This is a genomic window from Alloprevotella sp. oral taxon 473 str. F0040 (assembly GCF_000318095.2).
In the GTDB taxonomy this organism is placed as follows: Bacteria; Bacteroidota; Bacteroidia; order Bacteroidales; family Bacteroidaceae; genus Alloprevotella.
The window spans coordinates 46,549-66,060 of the sequence record NZ_KB290706.1 but is presented as its reverse complement, the minus strand read 5'-3'; the positions used below and the strand labels follow the sequence as shown (position 1 = coordinate 66,060).

Genomic DNA, 19,512 nt, shown 5'->3' with positions numbered 1-19,512 from the left:
AGCGAGAAAGGGTCTGCGACCCCTCTAACGTCTAATTATTGAGCTTCTGTTTAATTTCGACCTCTTGGTAGGTTTCGATCATATCGCCTTCCTTGATGTCGTTGCAGCCTTGGAGGGAGATACCGCACTCAAAGTTGGTAGTAACTTCTTTGACGTCGTCCTTGAAGCGTTTGAGGGCAGCGATGTCGCCTGTGAAGACCACCACACCATCGCGGATGAGGCGGGCCTTGTTGGAGCGTGACACCTTTCCGTCCACCACGTAGGCACCAGCGATGTAGCCCACCTTCGAGATGTGGAACACTTGGCGAACTTCCACCATAGCGGTGATTTCTTCCTTCACGATAGGCTTGAGCATACCTTCCATAGCCTCCTTCACCTCTTCGATGGCATCGTAGATGATAGAATAGAGACGGATGTCTACACCCTCCTTCTCGGCGAGCTTGCGCGCACCAGCCGAAGGACGCACCTGGAAGCCCACGATAACGGCCTTGGAAGCCGCAGCGAGGGTGACATCGTTTTCGGAGATTTGTCCCACACCCTTGTGGATCACGTTGATGGCGATGGACTCTGTGGAGAGCTTGATGAACGAGTCGCTCAAAGCCTGTACAGAACCGTCCACGTCACCCTTCACCACGATGTTGAGTTCTTGGTAGTCACCGAGTTTCAAGCGGCGACCGATCTCATCGAGGGTGAGCATCTTAGAGGTGCGGAGGTTTTGTTCGCGCTGGAGTTGAAGACGCTTGTTGGCGATTTCGCGAGCTTCTTGTTCGGTCTCCATCACGTTGAACTGGTCACCAGCTTGTGGCGCACCATTAAAACCGAGGACTGTGGCTGCGTGAGCAGGAGCCACTTCTTCCACACGAACACCACGTTCATTGAAGAGTGCCTTCACACGGCCGTTGTGCGTACCAGCCACGAGGATATCACCTTGACGGAGCGTACCGTTGCTGACGAGGACTGTGGACACATAGCCACGACCCTTGTCGAGCGAACTTTCGATGACGGTGCCGACAGCACGGCGGTTAGGATTAGCTTTGAGGTCGAGGAGGTCGGCTTCGAGGAGCACTTTTTCGAGGAGTTCGTAGATGCCAAGACCCGACTTCGCAGAGATGTCTTGCGATTGGTACTTACCACCCCACTCTTCCACGAGGAAGTTCATCGAAGCCAAGGTAGTCTTGATGGCATCGGGGTTAGCACCGGGTTTGTCGATTTTGTTGATGGCGAAGACGATGGGCACACCAGCAGCCACAGCGTGGTTGATGGCTTCCTTGGTCTGTGGCATCACGTTGTCGTCGGCAGCAATGATGATGATGGCGATGTCGGTGACCTGAGCACCACGAGCACGCATAGCGGTGAAGGCTTCGTGACCAGGGGTGTCGAGGAAGGTGATTTCGCGACCATTCTTGAGCTTCACGTTGTAAGCACCGATGTGCTGGGTGATACCACCTGCCTCACCAGCGATGACGTTGGCATTGCGGATGTGGTCGAGAAGCGAAGTCTTACCGTGGTCTACGTGACCCATCACAGTGACAATAGGCGCGCGCTGGAGGAGATCTTCTTCATTGTCCACCTCTTCTACGATGGCTTCTTGCACTTCGGCCGACACGAACTCAGTGGTGAAACCAAATTCTTCAGCCACCATTTCGATGGTTTCTTGGTCAAGACGCTGGTTGATAGACACCATGATACCAATGCTCATGCACGTGCCGATGACTTGTGTCACAGGGACATCCATCATCGTTGCCAATTCGTTGGCCGTCACAAACTCGGTGAGCTTCAACACGCGGCTTTCAGCATCGCGGCGCATCATGTCTTCCTCGTGGCGTTCACGAGCAGCATCACGCTTCTCACGGCGGTATTTCGCACCCTTACCCTTGTTGGCACCCTTGGCTTGAAGACGAGCGAGCGTTTCTTTCACCTGCTTTGCCACATCTTCGTCGCTAGGTGGAGTGACAGGAGCATTGTTGCCCTTCTTGCCCTTCTTACCACCCTTGCCGCCACCTTGTTGTTGGTTGCGGTTTTGTTGGTTTTGGCCGGGATGACCATTGTTTTGTCCACCCTTGCCGTTGTGGCCACCTTGGCCATTATTGTTCTTTTTGGCTTCAGCACTCACATCCACACGTTCGTTGCCGATGCGGTTGCGCTTCTTGCCATCGCGCTCTTTCTTGCGCTCTTCTTTAGTCTTCTTCTTAGGGCGAGTGCTGCCATTGATGGCCGAGAGATCCACTGTGCCAAGCACCTTAGGGCCAGTGAGGCGAGGTTCAGAGTTGAGTTTGAACACACCATCTCCATTTTCAGCACCGAGAGCACTGGCCGCTTCAGCAGGCGCCACCTCAGCAGCAGTTTCTTTCTGCGCATTTTCTACGGGAGCAGCAGGTTCGGCAGCTTTCACCTCAGCAGCAGGAGCTTCTTGGGGTGCAGGCTCAGCCTTGGGAGCCTCAGCAGCAGTTTCCTTCTTTTCGACCTTAGCCTTAGGCTCAGCTTTAGGTTCAGCCTTAGCCACCTTTTCCTTGGTCTTTTTAGCAGGCTTTTTGAAAGCATCGAGGTCGATGTGTCCCACCACCTTCAAACCTCCTTCGGCATTGTTGTCGGCCTCAGCAGCCGCCACTTCTTGAGCAGCAGGAGCTTCTTGGACACTAGGCTCAGCAGGTGCAGATGACGTTTCGGCCTTGGGCGCAGGAGCGTCCTTAGCTTCGTCTTGTCCATCGCCCACAGCGGGAGCAGCATCCGACTCTTTGGCCGCACGCTTGTCTTCGCGACGATTATGAAAGCGTTTTTCAGCTTCTTCTTTGCGGTTGATATCGTCGGCAAAGGTTTTTTTCAAGGTTTCGTATTGTTCCTCAGTGATTTTGGTGTTGAGCGTAATTTCGCCATCAATACCGTGATCTTTGAGGGTGTCTGCCACACGTTGGATGGAGACGTTGAGTTCTTTGATTACTTTGTTTAATCTCATGTGTATATTTGGGGTGATGGAAGCAGGCTTGCTGGTTTGACGAAGGGTTAAACCCAAATCGGTCATTAGACCGTAAAAGTGCTACTGGAAATGGAATAGATAACTTCCTGTCATCTTTCATTTTCTGGTTGGCATTTTGTTTCTTGTTCGTTCTCGACGTAGCCCGCTACGCCATCGAGCAAACGAAAAACAAACTGCTCAACAATCAAATAAAATCTGTTCAGGATCTAATGACCGCTTCGGGATAAATCGGTGAAACATAAGAGGGCTGCTGGAGTTTGTCGCAAGACTCGCCTTGGGCTATCGCCTTGTGTGGGGCATCATCTACCTCATCTTCAACTCTTTGACGGAGTATCTCGAGGTGTAAAATGGAGTGAGATAAGCCCCCACCTCCAAACAGCTCTTTGCGGCTCGCCCTAATTTATGTGGTTAGGTCGAGCCGCAGAGGCATTAAGATGCGGATTCGTCAAACTCAGCGCGGAGCACTGCGAGCAAGTGGTCTACGGTGTCTTCTTCGAGATCGGCCTTTTCGACAATCATGTCGCGAGGTGCATTGAGCACTTCACGCGCTGTGCGCAAGCCCATCTGCTTGATGGCATCGATAACCCATTGGTCGATTTCGTCAGAAAATTCGTCCAAATAGATGTCGTCCACTTCTTCTGCGCCTTCCACCTCGCGGAACACGTCGATGGTGTAGCCCGTGAGCATGGATGCGAGTTTGATGTTTTGTCCTCCCTTACCGATGGCAAGGCTCACTTGGTCAGGAGCCAAGAACACCTCGGCGCGCTTTTCTTCTTCGTTGATCACGATGTTGTTCACACGTGCTGGGTTGAGTGCACGCTGGATGTAGAGCATCGAGTTGGTGGTGAAGGGAATGACGTCGATATTTTCGTTTTTGAGTTCGCGCACGATACCACTGATACGGTTACCGCCCACACCCACACAAGAACCTACGGGGTCGATGTTGGGGTCGTAGCTCTCCACCGAAATCTTGGCACGTTCGCCAGGAATACGAGCCACATCGTGAAGCACAATCACACCTTCTGCGATTTCAGGGATTTCGCGACGAAGGAGCTGGCGCAAATACATGGGGCTGGTGCGCGAGAGGTAAATCTTGGGATTACCATTATTGTTGTCCACACGGTCGATGACAGCCTGCACGCGGTCGCCCTTACGGAAGAAGTCGCGTGGGATTTGTTCCTTCTTGGGCAGAAGGAGGTCATTTTTGTCGTCGTCCACGAGGAGCGTTTCGTTCTTCCACGTTTGGTAGACCTCAGCCGAAATGATTTCGCCCACACGATCGATATACTTATTATATAAGGTGTCGTGTTCGAGTTCAAGGATTTTGGAAGCGAGCGTCTGACGAAGGGTCAAAATTGCACGTCGTCCGAAGGAAGCAAACTCGATGTGCTCACTCACCTCTTCACCCACTTCAAAGTCGGGCTCAATCTTTTGTGCTTCGGAGAGCGCAATCTGCTTGTTTTCATCCTCCACCTCACCATCAGCCACGATTTCGCGGCTACGGGTAATTTCAAAGTCGCCCTTGTCGGGGTTCACCACAACGGTGAAATTCTCATCGGTGCCAAAGATTTTGGCGATGACACTGCGAAAACTCTCTTCGAGCACAGCCAAGAGAGTGGTGCTATCGATGTGTTTGGTCTCGTTGAACTCAGCGAAGGTGTCGATGAGACTCATTTCGGGGATTTGCTTTTTGGCCATATAATATATGTGGAAACGGCAGTTGCAGAGCTTCGTTCACGTCGTGCGTGGTGGTACCCTGCGTGTCTGCTGCTTTTTATTTGAAATCAATGTAGAGTTTCGTCCATTTCACCTCACTCATGGGGAGTTTAGTTTCCACCTCCTCGAGGTGTGGACGCTTTTCGCCTTCGGCTTTCACCTTCACTTGCTGCACGATAGAGATTTCTTCGGCCGAAGCGGCGGTGAGGCGACCTTGGAGTTTCTTGCCCGTGGTGGTGAGGATTTCCACCTCGTCGCCCAAGTGGATTTCATATTGTTGAAGCACCTTGAAGGGCTGTCCGATACCGGCCGAACCTACTTCGAGGTCAAAGTCTTCTTCATCGCGGTCGAGTCCCTGCTCGATGAAGCGAGAGAGCGACACGCAGTCTTCGATCCACACCCCTTCGGCATGGTCGATTTCCACCAGGATTTTGTCACCATTGATCGACAAGTCGGCGAGAAAATAATCTTTATCCTCGAGCCATTGGTCGATAAGTTGTTGTACTACGGTTTTACTGATCATTCAGTGGGCAATTATTGCTGTTTGTGGAGGGACAGAGGATAGATGCACTAGAGACCCTCTAACGTCTAATATCTAACGTCTAATATCTAACGTCTAGAAGAAACGTCTGAAGCCCGAGCCACGCTTGTCGTGGCGAGCATAAAAGGGTCTATGACCCTCTAACGTCTAATGTCTAACATCTAGATGCCCCTTTATAGACAGAAGTGAGGAGCTTCATTCGAGCCCCTCACGTCATTTATCACTGCAAATATACGTTTTTTCTGTAAAACAGCCAAGAGTAAACCATTTTTTTGCACAAAAGAGGCACATTTCCCCTCTTTTCTGGCTCATCTCCTTGAGAAAGTGGCTTGTTACTCTAGTTTTTGTAGATGTTCTAGTTCTTCTAGTTTCTCTAGATATTCTAGTTTTTCTAGGGAGTCTAGCCCAACCGCGCTAGCCCGAGCCACACTTGTCGTGGCGAGCATAAAAGGGTCTGCGACCCCGAGCAGAAAGGGTCTGTGACCCCTCTAACGTCTGTTTTAGACATTAGACGTTAGAAGTTAGACATTAGAGGGCTGGCGCGATGGACTCCCCTCCGCATGGCTCTAACGTCTAACGTCTAACTTCTAACGTCTAACCTCTAATCTCTAACGTCTAATCGTAAAGTATCCCCTTTCGGGGTTAGCCATGCTAGCATCTGTTTTTGATTCGTCATAAGCCACGGCACCGCGGAGGGAGAGACATTTGTGGAACATATCTTTCGAGTCATCGCAGCGCCAAGAGGAGTTGCAATAAATCGTGGTCAGAGCAGAGCACCCACAGAACATCTCACATATAATCTCCACCTGGGAAATGTCGAAGCCAGAGAGGTCAATCTCGGTAAGAGAGGAGCAAGCTACGAACATCTTGTACATGGTCGTCACCTTCGACGTGTCGAAGTGGGAAAGGTTTAGTGTGGTCAGATTGGAACAAACCATGAACATATAGCTCATGTCCGTCACCTTCGACGTGTCGAATCCAGAGAGGTCGAGAGTGGTCAGAGATGAGCAATCGGAGAACATCGCTCCCATATTGGTCACCTTTGCAGTGTTGAAGCTCGAAAGGTCTAGCGCAGTCAGAGAGGAACACTCCATGAACATACCATTCATATTCGTCACTTGCGAGGTGTCAAAGTGGGAGAAATCAATCTCAGTCAGCGATGAACATCCCAAAAACATACCGCTCATGTCCGTCACCTTCGAGGTGTTGAGGTATTCCAGTCCTTCGATGCTTTTAAGCCATGGGAAACATAGAAACCATCCTGCCGTGGTGGTAGGACGAAACTCCCGGAACGAAGCATCAAACACAGCAGAAAGAACGGATGTATTGGGAGATTCAAAAGTGCCCGTCCAAGCGTAGTATTTAGAAAAAGAATCTTCTTTTGTCTCGCCTATCCCCCACGTTGTGCCGTCGCGTTCAGCACGGAGGGTGTCGTAATAGAAAGTGAGTATCTTTTTGTCTGCACTGCGGTGCACGTAGGCTTCTTGGATGTTGTTTTGCATCTTGTAGTTTTTTTTTGGGGGGGGAGGGGGAGTAAATGTGGTGCTTCGAGAGTCTATTTGTTGAGGGGCTTCTGGCTTTTCTCGTTTTACATGTTCTTGCTTTTTTCCTGTAGTCTGATTGTGGCCACAATGGCGTATTTAATAAAACGGCTTACATTCCGTTGCTATGATAGGTCAAAAAGTCAGCCAACTTTTTAATGCTCTGCTCGAACTTTTGGGGATTCAACGATTTAAGTTTTCTGATATTCTGTAGTTTCCACTGAACGGATGGGAAAGCAGAGAGATTGCCTGCTGTACATAATTCCCATTTGGGTGTCCCAGACTCGAATGAAACCAGAAAATCCTTATCTTGGCTTGTCAGGCCATCCTGAACCAACTTGATCAGTTCTCTACGAGCATGGAGGTAGTCTTCATAGGTAAATGGAGTATTAGACATCCCTTCAAACTGTTTCTCTAGTGCTTCAGTCTGGTCAATCTCATTGGGGACTAAAGACTCTATGATGGGCTTGTCGCTGCCCAGCAGACAAAGCATGAAACCATCTTTTACTTCGTCAAAGGAAGTTAGTTCCATATATCGGCAATCAAACAAATCTCTTGGATGCTGCCTGCTTAATGCCGCACAGATCTTTCCACCATAGAGTTGGCTAAAAGATACCGTACGAGCTTTGCATCCCATATTAAACTCCTGAACAGCTTTCTGGCAAAGTGGCTTATCAATAGTGCTGCCGATTATCCCTCGTTTGGTTCCGTTGACCTCAATTTTTACAGTAGCACCACCAAGGGTACAGAGAAGTTTCCACACCTTGGGTTTTGGCGTTACGACGATTCCTGGAATAGTTCTTTCTATATTACGCTTTACGTCCTCTAACCTTGCGTTGATAGTTTGTAGACTCAATTCCCTGTCTTCTATCGGGATATAGGTGAGGTCTATATCCACTGAATAGCGTGGCATATTCTTGTAGAACAGATTGATAGCCGTTCCTCCATGCACTGCAAATTCTTTAATGCGATATACTGATGGCATAATTCTGATGAGCAACTCCATCTGCTTCTTGTATCTATCCTTCATAATCCTTTAATTCTTTAGGGATAGTGATTCGATACTTGGCGATATAAACGCCCTTACCGACCAGCTGTAGTTTAGATGTTCCCAAATCTATTGCCTCAAGGTTCAGTTCATCAAACCAATAGTGTCCTGCTTTCTCTGCCATATACAAGAACATACGCTTGACACTGAAATTCGTCATGTTCTCCAATAAAACCTGTAAAACATCAGAACGGAGCGTGGTCAGCTGTTCCATGATATAGTAAAGATCCATGTAATTATAATACTTCGGTGTACAAGCGAGGCATTCCAAAAATGCCTGCTCAGGGGAAGAAATAAAAAGAACACCGCTTTCAACCTCCTTTTTAATAATCGACTTATTTTTGAAGATGTTTATCGTCAATGGACGAAATGTCATATCAAAGAGATCACTTTTCATCCAGATAGGAGCGAGACGTTCATTCTCAAGTGTAATCGACAGAACTGGTTTACCCATAGGGACAAAGTGATTGAAGCCCGCGTATTCCAGAGCAGACACAGCAGCAATACAAACATTCTTGTCCATCTGCTTATTATAAGAGGCTATTGCATCATAAGCGCGCAACTTGCTCCCCGTTCTATACATCACCCCCTTTGATAAACTTGATAGCCAGCCGCAATCTCTATACCGCTTTTGGAGTTGGGGGGAGTAGCCGTGATGTCTCATCCAATCGGAGAATATTAACCCTGAAGGAGAAGTATCCCTTAGTAATTGGTTGATTTTTGTACTTGAAACTACACTCATAGTATATCTTAACTGCATATTTTCAACCGCAAAGATATTCATTTTCATTCATTCCCGCAAGTTATTGGTTGATAAAATCATTGGATAATATACTCTTTGTTTATTGCCATGCAATATTTTCAACCCTTGCTTTATGCTGCTTATCTGTCATCGAATGACGAAATCCCGAAGAATTGTATTTTGATATACAGAAAAAGGGGGATATGCGACCTCTAACGTATGTTTTAGACATTAGACATTAGACATTAGACGTTAGAGCGAAGAACCATGTGGGGGAGAACCCAACTGCACTAGCTCTCTGATGGATTACGTATCAGGTCTAGTTGCTAATCTCTAAAATTTAAGCTCGGAGAAAGCACTAAAAATCGCAGAGAAAAAATAAAAAATCACGGAGATTTGAGAAAATTGCTTGGAGATTTTCCAAAAAAAGTCGGAGAGAAGAGGGAAAAGGAAGGAGATTTTCTGAGGTATCTTGCAAGAATAAAGTCCTTTCAAGGAAGGAGGGGTAAAACTCTCATGGGGCTATTATTTTCCAAAGTAAAAACGGGGCAGGGCATTTTCCACCTTAAAAACTTGGTCAAACGCGTAATATCTTGTAGATTTGCTGCAAAGAATGCAACGCCTTGATTTTTTTGCTTATCACACCACCCCATAAACACACACAAGAGAAGGATAAGGAGAAAGGAGGATGCGACCGCATGATAACCCTATCAATCATTAGAAAACATGAAGAAGCTAGTTTTAGTATTGCTCATGATGATGTCTGCTTTCCAACTGTGTTTCGCAGACTCTCCGCTGACCTCGACCGATTTTTACAAGGCCTATTTGGATGTCCCCATCGTGGCAGCAGCAGCGAAAAATCCTGGTAAGCTGTCAAATGAGGCCAAAGCCTACTTGTTTGACGAAGACAATCCTCTCGATGTGAAACTAGCCCTAATCAATGCGGTGGGCTGGCGCATGGAGGGACTCTCTACCTACACGGACTATCTGCGGTATTGCTTCAACCATTTCCCCAAAGCAAAGTTTGGCATTGAGGAAAAAAAGTTTCTCACCAAAAAAGATCTGTTCTACTATGTCTCCAGTGAGCAGATGGCGGTGCTGGTGTATATGTATGCCATGTCCAACTATTTCGACTCGAAGGGCATGTTTAGTTTGATGCAGCAGGCGATGTTGAAACCAATCAGAGACCGCCAGTCGTTTATGATGGCAATGGGACTGGTGTATGCTCAGACCTGTTTGGACAATCCCCAACGATGGGGAAAGATTTATACGTCTATGACCCATCACATCAACAGTCCGCAGATTAAAGACATGCGCCCTGAGGCGATTGAAATTGTGATGGAATATATCAATCTTTATAAGGAAGAGTCAGAATAATGGTGGTATTGTTGCCATCTGCCTTCGCGCTATGCAGCACTTCCGCACCTTCCTGTAGGCGAACTGCTGTGTGCTAGCCTCTCTGAAGGCAACAAAAAATATAGGCTGAAACCCTCGCGTAGGATTTCAGCCTATGTTGTCTCTCGACTTGTAGCTCTGAATAGGGAGGACAACGGAGCTATGTGACGTTCTTGCTCCAAGGCAAGATAAAAACAGGTAAAGATTAGCGCGCTTCTTCACCTGCTGATGGGCAAAATTCTCATGCAGACATTGCATTATCGCCCTAAAAACTTGCTCAAACGCACAAAGTATTGTAATTTTGCTGCACTTCAAATGAAACTCTCACTTTGGATTTTCACTTGAATTTTTCTCCTTTTTTTCTCTTGAAGCCCCTGCATCATGAGAAACAACGACTCACGGAAGGCCTGACGAAGACAGAGTTTACATCCCCCTTCATGAGGATTCCCATCGCTTCCTCCCTTTGCCTATCGGCTTATGGGGCTGGAAGTCCTCCCATGACACTACATTTCTTTCACACACCATGCACCATTCCCTCCATTATGCCATGAGTGCCATCGTCTGTTTTGCCACTGCGGTGACGGTTCATGCGCAAAAAGCTACTAGCGGCCCGCTATCTGCTGAACTCGTTTATCGCATCCAGTCGGCTCCCGATGCACAAGTCTTTATCACCGAAAACGATGAGCACAACCTCATGGTGGCTCCGCAAGACAACGCTCGCCGCCAATTCTGGAAGTTTATCCCTGTGGAGGGACAACAAGACGTGTATTACGTACAAAACACCGCCACTCGTCGCTATCTCGCCTCCACCATTGCCACCGGAGAGGCTGGGAAAACTGCGATCGCTACTTCCACTATGCCCGTGGCTTATTTTGTGGCTCCCAACGCGAAAGCGAAGACCGCTGGCGCATGGACACTCTCTTCGACCGACGTGCCCAACTACAGCGACCGCTCCAAAACACCGATGGGACTCAACCGCAAAGGCGGCACAAGCCTCGTGGTGGCCTGGCAGGCGGGCAACAACAATGTAAACTCCTACTGGTGGCCTGTGGCGACGACCGACACCTACGAGGTGCGCCCCTTCCTCACGGGAAAAGACCGCCTCTATGCCCTAGTCGATGAGATGGGCCGATGGTTGCAGGTGAATGGCGATGGCGATTTCTCCTGGACCACTCCCGAAGCAGCGGAGGGCGAAACGTCCTTCTACATGGAGGGACAGGGCAACTCAAAAGGGGGATATAGACTCCACCACGGCACCAACCACAAAACTCTCAACGAGAGCGAAGCCTGGAGCATCGTGGAAGACGAACTCACGGGCTTCTTCGGATGGGAAAACGCGGCTCACCAGCGCGTGAAACTCGGTGGCGAAACGCGCTTCCGCTTCATGGCACAGCGCACCCCCCTCATGCGCCGCTTGCAGATCTATGATTATCCCTGCACCACCACCGACAACTACACGTGGACATCACTCACACTCGGTGTGAAGGATGAGGCGAAAGAGGGCGCAAAAGTGTTGGCTTCCATCAACTATCCCGATGAGAAAGCCAAAAACGACCGCGAACTCCATGTGGTGTTCTCTCGACAGACGGCAGAATTGCCACAGAAAGAGCAGATAAAGTTGAGTTTTAAACTCAGCAAAACTCCGCCCAAAGATGCGAAGGCTTATCTCTATTTCGACTGGAACCACGATGGCATCTTCGAGGTGCAACAACCCCTCACTTTGCAGCGCACCACCAACACTGAGTTCACCGTGCCCGAAACAGCTCTCAAGGGCAACACGCGCTTCCGCATCCGCCTCACCTCCAATGGTCTCACAGGCGCAGATGATGAAGTGGTGGGCCTCCTCTTCGATGGTTTCCTCAACGTGGTAGCCCCCACTGGAGTGCATCGCCCCACGGTGAATCGTAGCGATGCACACACCTACGATCTCTCTGGCCGACCCACCTCCACCAACGCTCCTGGCGTGTACATCGTGGGCGGTAAAAAGGTGGTGCAGCCCTAAACGACTGGGCTAGAAAAGTCATCATTGACTCCACACATCATCATGGAATAATCCCCTGCATTCTCATCATGAAAAAAGCATATACTCTCCTCGGACTTGGCGCTTTAGCAGCGATGACTGGTCAAGCGCAGCAACGTCCCAACATCATCTACATCATGTGCGACGACATGGGCTATGGCGACTTGGCTTGCTATGGACAGAAGTACATCGCCACCCCCAATCTCGACCGCATGGCCACCGAAGGCATGCGCTTCACGCAGGCTTATGCCGGAAGTCCGGTGTCGGCTCCTTCGCGTGCTACGCTCATGACGGGACAGCACAGCGGACACACCCACGTGCGCGGCAACAAGGAATACTGGCGCGGCAAGGATGTGCCTAATCTCTATGGTCGCAACTCAGACTTTGAAGAAGGCTGGGCAGGACAGGAGCCCTATGATGTGAACCACAAGATTTTGCCCGAAATCCTCAAAGAGAATGGCTACACCACGGGAATGTTTGGCAAATGGGCTGGTGGATATGAGGGATCGGCCTCAACGCCCGACAAGCGTGGCATCGACGAATATTATGGCTACATCTGCCAGTTTGAGGCGCATGCTTACTATCCCAACTTCTTGAACGAATACAGTCGTTCGAGAGGCGACAAAAAAACGCACCGCGTGACGCTCGAGGAGAACATCAAATATGGCATGCCCGGCAGCGACGACTACTTGAAACGTCCACAATATTCTGCCGATCTCATCCACCAAAAGGCGATGGCTTGGCTCGACAAACAGACCAAAGACCAACCCTTCTTGGGCATCTTCACCTACACCCTGCCCCACGCTGAGTTGCAACAGCCCAACGACAGCCTTTTGCAGGCGTATCAAAACCATTTCTGCCAAGAGCACACCTTCCGCAGCCAAGTGGGCAACCGCTATCACGGCACCGAACAGGCACACGCACAGTTTGCCGCTATGATCACGCGCCTGGACTTCATGGTGGGCGAAATCATCGCCAAGCTCAAGGCGAAGGGCATGGACGAAAACACCATCGTGATCTTCACCTCCGACAATGGTCCTCACGAAGAGGGCGGTGCCGATCCCACCTTCTTCAACCGCGACGGTCTGCTCAAGGGCTTGAAACGCTCCACCCACGAGGGCGGCATCCGCATCCCCTTCATCGTGCGCTGGCCTGGCAAGGTGGCAGCGGGCGAGGTGAACGACCACCAGTTGGCGTTTTACGACGTGTTGCCCACCTTCTGCGATGTGGCAGGCATCAAGGATTTCCCCAAGGCCTATCAGCGCAATGAGAAGGACTACTACGACGGTATCTCCTTCTTCAACACCCTCACGGGCAAGGACGACCAGCAGCAGAAGCACGATCATCTCTATTGGGAGTTTCACGAAACGAACATGATGGGTGTGCGCATGGGCGACTGGAAGCTCGTGGTGAAGAACGGTAATTGCAGTCTCTACGACTTGAGCAAAGACCTCCACGAAGACAACGATGTGGCGAAGCAACACCCCGATGTGGTGAAGAAGATGGTGGACATCATCCACAAGGAACACACGCCGCCCACCGTGCCCGAATTTAAGGTGACACTGCCCAAGAAGCAGTAAACGAATCCGAGCTAATCCCCTCTATTTGCTTAGTCTAGAATAGAAAATGAGGGGATTAGTGGGCTATATCAGCCATTTTTTGTAAATTTGCAGCGTGTCGTGCAGGAAATGACCTTAAGCACGACACGCTTTTCACTTTGCATCCAATCTAAATCTCAATAATGGCACTTATCGAACAGCTCGTTGCTCGCGCAAAAGCCAACAAGCAACGCATCGTTCTCCCAGAAGGCACGGAAGAACGCACCCTCAAAGCAGCCGACCGCATCCTCGCTGACGAGGTGGCCGACCTCATCCTTATTGGCGATCCTGCCGAAATCATGGCACTCGCACAAAAAAATGGTCTTTCTCACATCGAGAAAGCCACGCTCATCAATCCGCTTTCACATCCCAAGAAGGAAGAATATGCGCAACTGCTTGCGCAACTCCGCTCCAAGAAGGGCGTGACCATCGACACGGCACGCTCCATCGTGGAAAATCCCCTCTATCTCGGTTGCCTCATCATCAAAGCTGGTGATGCTGACGGCCAATTGGCGGGTGCTCGCAACACTACTGGCGATGTGCTTCGTCCTGCACTCCAAATCATCAAGACGGCTCCTGGCATCTCTGTGGTGAGCGGTGCGATGTTGCTCCTCACGCAAGCGCACGAATATGGCACGAATGGTGTCATCGTGATGGGCGACGTGGCGGTGACTCCCGTGCCCGATGCTGAGCAGTTGGCACAAATCGCCGTTTGCTCTGCCGACACTGCTCGCGCGGTGGCTTGCATCGAACCTAAGGTGGCCATGCTTTCGTTCTCCACTTATGGTTCGGCAAAGCACGAAGATGTGGACAAGGTGCGCACTGCCTTTGAACGCGCTAAGGAACTCCGCCCTGATCTCGACATCGATGGTGAACTCCAGGCGGATGCTGCGCTCGTGCCCTCTGTGGCTCACTTGAAGGCAGCAGGTAGTCCTGTGGCTGGTCAGGCCAACGTGCTCGTGGTGCCTCGTTTGGAAGTGGGCAACATTGGCTACAAGCTCGTGGAGCGTCTCGGACGTGCCGAAGCCATCGGACCCATCCTCCAAGGTATCGCTCGCCCTGTCAATGACCTCTCTCGCGGTTGCTCCGTGGAAGACATCTACAAGATGGTGGCCATCACCGCTAACCAAGCTATTGCAGCGAAGCAAAATTAAGGGTCGCAGACCCTTTATAGACGTTAGACGTTAGACATTAGACGTTAGAGGGTCGCAGACCCTTTTGTGCTCGCCACAAGTGGCTCGGTTCCTCGGAGGGCTAGACTCTCTAGTCCCTCTAGTTCCCCTAGTTTTTCTAGTACTTCTAGTCCCTCTAGTTTTTCTAGTTCTTCTAGTTTCTCTAGACTCACTTGTCAAAAACAACGACAAAAATGAAGATTCTCGTCATCAACTGCGGAAGCAGTTCTATCAAATATAAGCTCTATGAAATGGACACTCGCGCTGTGCTCGCAGCAGGCGGCATCGAGCGCGTGGGTCAAGAAGGAGCTTTCCTCAAAACCACCGATCACAACGGTGAGAAACTCCAACTCAACTTCGACTGCCCCACCCACACCGAGGGCATCAAGATGATGTTCGACACCCTCACCCATCCCCAATACGGTGCCATCAAGAGCATCGACGAAATCGCCGCTGCCGGTCACCGCATCGTAGCAGGTGGTAGCTTCGCCGAAAGCCGCCTCGTCACCCCCGACATGCTCGAGGAGTGGAAGACCTTCATGGACCTTGCTCCCCTCCACAACCCTCCTGCCCTCAAAGGCTACAACGCTGTGAAAGCTGTGGTGGAACACATGCCCAACGTCTTCGTGTTTGACACCTCCTTCCACCAAACCATGCCTGCACACGCCTACATGTATGCAGTGCCCTACCACTACTACGAGGAGATGAACATCCGTCGCTGGGGTGCGCACGGCACGAGCCACCGCTTCGTCACCGACCGCGTGTGCCACCTCCTTGGCGTGAAGCCCGAAGAGCAGAAGATCATCACCTGCCACATCGGCAACGGTGCTTCCGTTTCGGCAGTAGACCACGGCAAGTGTATCGACACCTCCATGGGACTCACACCCCTCGAAGGCCTCATGATGGGCACTCGCACGGGCGACATTGATGCTTCTGTGGTGCTCGCCATCATGAAGAAGGAAGGCAAGACTCCCGACGAGATGCAAGACCTCCTCAACAAAAAGTCGGGACTGCTCGGCATCTCAGGTCTCGGCAGCGACATGCGCGACGTGGAAAACGGCGTGAAAGAAGGCAACGAGCGCGCCAAGTTGGCCCTCGACATGTACAACTACCGCATCAAAAAATACATCGGTGCTTATGCTGCCGCCATGGGTGGTGTGGACACCATCGTCTTCACCGCTGGCGTGGGCGAACACCAATGGGATGTGCGCTACAATGCCCTCAAAAATCTCGAATTCCTGGGCATCGAGTTGGACTACGACAAAAACAAAGCCAACTTTGGTGAGGAAGAAATCATCTCCGCTCCCAACAGCCGTGTGAAAGTCGTGGTGGTTCCCACCGACGAAGAACTGCTCATCGCCACCGACACGCTCAACATCGTGTCTAAATAGGCAGCTTCCCCCTTTGAAAATCATCGCTTAACCTTACCGCACGGTGGCTCCTCACAGACATTGTGCAGTAAGGTTTTGTGCGATTTTCTCCCTCTTCTCTTTGAAAATCTCTGATAGTCCATGCATAACTTCCATGGACACTATATCATAGTTCAATAGTTTAATGTTTAACACACAGTAAATTTACCATGATCAAAAAGACGATTACCGCTTTCCTTTTGGCTGCTGCGCTCTACGCTCCACAAGCGGCAGCTAACACTCCCCCACCCTTCACCTCAACGGCAATCACAGCTGACCAGAAGTTTGCCTCTAACACCATTTGGTACACCCTCCAAATTGGCACCAACGAGTATTACCTCTCAAAGCCCAATGCCGAAGGTCAAATCGACTTGACCAAAGCCTTGAGCGATTTCTCCGATGCCGACCTCTGGTGCTTCGTGGGCAACGACACCGAAGGCTATCGCATCTACAACAAGGCGGCTGGTGCCACCAAAGTGTTGGCTGCCGATCCCACCCAAAGTGCCAACACTGGCGGTAACTCTTATGTGACGCTCAAGGATGCCAACAACCTCGGTGGCTACGTAGACCTATGGACTATCAGCAAGAGCGATCAACTCACTGGCAAGACCTCCTATTTCATCGAACTCAAGGGCCACTCTGGCTGGAAGATGAACAACCGCGACAACAAGCTCGCCTTCTGGACCACAGGTGCAGACCATGGTAGTTCGTTGCAAATCCTCCCTGTGAGCGGCACCATTGATGTGAATCCCTCCACAGGTACGCTCACGGCCAATGGCAACAGCGCCACCTACCGTGCACTCTGGACCTACAAGGGTGGCATTCCTCTCACTCTCAATGCTGGTGTCAACAACATGAATGTGGTCGAGACATTCTTCAACTCCACAGCGGTTCTGCTAAACGTGGTAGCTACGTCATCTCCACTCCTGTGGGCTATGCAGTCAAGAGCGTAGACCTCGACCTCCAACTAGCCAACGCAGATAAAAACGTATCCTTCAAGTCTCAAGACATCTCCTTCAAGCTGGTGAAAGACCCTCATCACTTCCATTTGCAAAGTGATGGTCAGACCAACTCTATCTCCTTTGAAATCTTAGGCGATAACACTCCTGTCAAGGTGACCAACATGAAAGTGGTGGTGGAGCGCGTGAAGGTGGAACTTGAGCCTCAAAAGGAACTCTACATCTATAACAAAGACTCCAAAGTCACTTATCGCATCCCTGCCATCGCCGTTACTGGTCAGTCCGGTACGCTCGTGGCAGTGAGCGACTCTCGCCACACTGGCACTGGCGACGTAGGTGCAGGTCGTGTAGACCTCTTTGCCACTCGTTCGAAAGACAATGGCCTCAACTGGGACACTCCTGCTGTGTTCTCCGATGCCAATGGAAAGCCCGTGGCACAAGGCACAGGAAGAATGGTGGACGGTGATCCCAACAAGAGTCGCGATGCTGGTTTTGGTGATGCTGCCATCGTGGGCGACCGTGAGAGCGACGATGTGCTCGTGCTCAGCGTATCGGGCTTCACCAAATTCTGGAATGCTCGCCGTGGCACTCCCAATGGTGTAGCACGCTGGTACTCCAAAGATGGTGGTAAGACCTTCACTGCTCGCGAAGACATCACCGAAGAAATCTACAAGCAATTTGACGGCACCACACCACGTGGCAAAATCGAATCCATGTTCTTCGGTAGCGGTCGCATCATGCAGAGCCAACGCACCAAGGTAGGCAGCCACTATCGTGTCTATGCCGTGATGAGCGGTTTGAATGTGGATCCACAAAACATAGCCAACTGGGTGATGTATTCCGACGACTTCGGACATAACTGGCACATCCTCGGCGATCCCATGACACCTGCCATCCCTTACAATGCCGATGAACCTAAGTGCGAAGAACTTCCCGATGGCTCTATCGTGGTGTCTTCACGCCGTGGCAATGGCCGTTGGTTCAACGTCTTCCGTTTCACCGACTCTGCCAAGGGCGAAGGCTACTGGGACACCATGGCACACGGCACTCTCGTCAAGGCGAGTGCCAATGCTTGCAACGGTGAAATCCTCATCGTTCCCGTGGTGAAGAAAGCCACTGGCAAGAAGATGTATCTCGCCCTCCAGTCTGTGCCCTTCGGTCCTGCTGGTCGCACCAACGTGGGTATCAACTACAAAGAGTTGGCTGGCTATGAAGACTTCGGATCGTCTGCCCTCTTCGCTAAGGACTGGGACGGCGCACACATGTCTTCCTACATCGGTTCGGCCTATTCTACCATGGCTTGGCAAAAGGACAACAAGCTAGCCTTCATGTATGAAGAGGAGACCTTCGCTCCTTCCACCAAGGGTGGCTACACTCAGGTCTACAAGAACTACACCATCGACCAAATCACTAAGGGTGCATACGAATATGCCGCTGACGAAAAGCTTGCTGTGGCCAATGAACTTCGCACCGAAGTGCTCAAGGCTCGCTTGGCTGAGATGAAGAAGAACGTGGGCGAAAACCTCGGTCAGTATACTCCCGAAGTCTTCAATATGGTGGAGAAAGTGGCCAACACCTATTTGGCTAATCCCTCTGAGAAGCTGTACGAACTCTTCAACCTCTCTGTGAACGAAGCTCCTTTCAATGAAGTTTCGGACAAGAAGTTCTACTATCTCCAAAACGATGGTTACAAACAAGCTGAGAAGAGCTACTACCTCAAGTTTAGCGACAGCGAAGCAAAGGGTGTAGATGCTTATGATGAAGCAGATGATACACAGTTCTTCATCTTCTACAAAGTGCCCAACCAACCTGGCCAGTACTACATCTACAACCAGGCTTGGGATCGCTACCTCCTTCCACTCCAAAATCAAAACCAAGTGGTGAAGACCACCGACAAGCAAAACGAAGCAGGTGTCTACACCATCGAGTCTTTGGGCAATGGCGAAAGCCTCATCCGCTGCCTCAATGGTAAGAATGCGACCTACAAATACCTCCACATGAATCGCGACAAGAATCTCGTGTGCTGGGTAGGTAAGGAGTCTCTCCCTTCTCACTGGCGCATCCAAGACACGGGTCTTACCACTGGCATCCATGACCTCTCCAAGGAGGGTACTAAGAAGGCTGCTGCTTCACAAAAGCAGTATGACCTCTCTGGCCGTCAAGTGGGCAAGAACCACAAGGGTCTTATCATCACCAAGCAAGGCAAGAGTATTAAAGACTAGACGTTATTAGACGTTAGAGGGTCGCGGACCCTTTCTGCTCGGCTACGGCTACACTGCGTTCCGCTTGCCTCGGTTTCGCAACAGAGAAGGTCAGACCCTTTTTAGACGTTAGAAAGTAGACGTTAGAGCCGTGCGGCAAAGGACGTCTAATCGACAATTCTTCTAGAGTATAAGC

General features: G+C 50.5%; 14 protein-coding genes. 8 read left to right on the top strand and 6 right to left on the bottom strand.

Annotated elements, in window-relative coordinates; all coding sequences use genetic code 11:
• Positions 1–31: 31 nt before the first annotated feature.
• The 6 genes from infB to HMPREF9999_RS01365 form a co-directional block, all read right to left on the bottom strand.
• The gene (gene infB, locus HMPREF9999_RS01390) at positions 32–2,953 is read right to left on the bottom strand and encodes a translation initiation factor IF-2 (protein ID WP_410488773.1); all 2,922 of its coding nucleotides are present in this window, start codon (positions 2,951–2,953) and stop codon (positions 32–34) included.
• Between the two features lie 450 nt (positions 2,954–3,403).
• Positions 3,404–4,672, bottom strand: coding sequence for a transcription termination factor NusA (gene nusA, locus HMPREF9999_RS01385; RefSeq protein ID WP_009436442.1), 1,269 nt, complete (start codon positions 4,670–4,672; stop codon positions 3,404–3,406).
• A 76-nt stretch (positions 4,673–4,748) separates the two neighbouring features.
• On the bottom strand, positions 4,749–5,213 hold the full coding sequence (gene rimP / locus HMPREF9999_RS01380) for a ribosome assembly cofactor RimP (protein WP_009436441.1): 465 nt from the start codon (positions 5,211–5,213) through the stop codon (positions 4,749–4,751).
• Positions 5,214–5,839: 626 nt separating this feature from the next.
• Positions 5,840–6,733: a BspA family leucine-rich repeat surface protein gene (locus HMPREF9999_RS01375; protein WP_009436440.1), complete on the bottom strand. Its 894-nt coding sequence runs from the start codon at positions 6,731–6,733 to the stop codon at positions 5,840–5,842.
• 151 nt (positions 6,734–6,884) lie between these two features.
• Positions 6,885–7,802, bottom strand: coding sequence for a nucleotidyl transferase AbiEii/AbiGii toxin family protein (locus HMPREF9999_RS01370; protein ID WP_009436439.1), 918 nt, complete (start codon positions 7,800–7,802; stop codon positions 6,885–6,887).
• Positions 7,792–8,562: a type IV toxin-antitoxin system AbiEi family antitoxin gene (locus HMPREF9999_RS01365; RefSeq protein ID WP_044062885.1), complete on the bottom strand. Its 771-nt coding sequence runs from the start codon at positions 8,560–8,562 to the stop codon at positions 7,792–7,794. Before HMPREF9999_RS01365 ends, HMPREF9999_RS01370 begins: the two co-directional genes overlap by 11 nt.
• A 396-nt stretch (positions 8,563–8,958) precedes the next feature.
• Here HMPREF9999_RS01365 and HMPREF9999_RS01360 point away from each other — a divergent pair, with 396 nt between their 5' ends.
• From HMPREF9999_RS01360 to HMPREF9999_RS09815, 8 genes are all read left to right on the top strand, one after another.
• A complete protein-coding gene (locus tag HMPREF9999_RS01360) occupies positions 8,959–9,189 on the top strand; it encodes a hypothetical protein (protein ID WP_009436437.1) in 231 nt (76 codons plus the stop codon).
• 99 nt (positions 9,190–9,288) lie between these two features.
• Positions 9,289–9,939, top strand: a complete 651-nt coding sequence (locus tag HMPREF9999_RS01355; RefSeq protein WP_009436436.1) for a hypothetical protein — start codon at positions 9,289–9,291, stop codon at positions 9,937–9,939.
• 541 nt (positions 9,940–10,480) lie between these two features.
• Positions 10,481–11,959 carry a GEVED domain-containing protein gene (locus tag HMPREF9999_RS01350; RefSeq protein WP_044062867.1) on the top strand — a complete coding sequence of 493 codons (1,479 nt, stop codon included), beginning with the start codon at positions 10,481–10,483 and terminating at the stop codon, positions 11,957–11,959.
• Positions 11,960–12,027: 68 nt separating this feature from the next.
• Positions 12,028–13,557, top strand: coding sequence for an arylsulfatase (locus HMPREF9999_RS01345; protein WP_009436433.1), 1,530 nt, complete (start codon positions 12,028–12,030; stop codon positions 13,555–13,557).
• Positions 13,558–13,718: 161 nt separating this feature from the next.
• Entirely contained in the window at positions 13,719–14,729 is a 1,011-nt protein-coding gene (gene pta / locus HMPREF9999_RS01340; protein WP_009436432.1) for a phosphate acetyltransferase, read from the top strand.
• Between the two features lie 212 nt (positions 14,730–14,941).
• A complete protein-coding gene (locus tag HMPREF9999_RS01335; RefSeq protein ID WP_009436430.1) occupies positions 14,942–16,138 on the top strand; it encodes an acetate/propionate family kinase in 1,197 nt (398 codons plus the stop codon).
• A 188-nt stretch (positions 16,139–16,326) separates the two neighbouring features.
• Positions 16,327–17,109: a hypothetical protein gene (locus HMPREF9999_RS01330; RefSeq protein ID WP_009436429.1), complete on the top strand. Its 783-nt coding sequence runs from the start codon at positions 16,327–16,329 to the stop codon at positions 17,107–17,109.
• Positions 17,085–19,337 carry a sialidase family protein gene (locus HMPREF9999_RS09815; RefSeq protein ID WP_009436428.1) on the top strand — a complete coding sequence of 751 codons (2,253 nt, stop codon included), beginning with the start codon at positions 17,085–17,087 and terminating at the stop codon, positions 19,335–19,337. Before HMPREF9999_RS01330 ends, HMPREF9999_RS09815 begins: the two co-directional genes overlap by 25 nt.
• Positions 19,338–19,512: the final 175 nt, after the last annotated feature.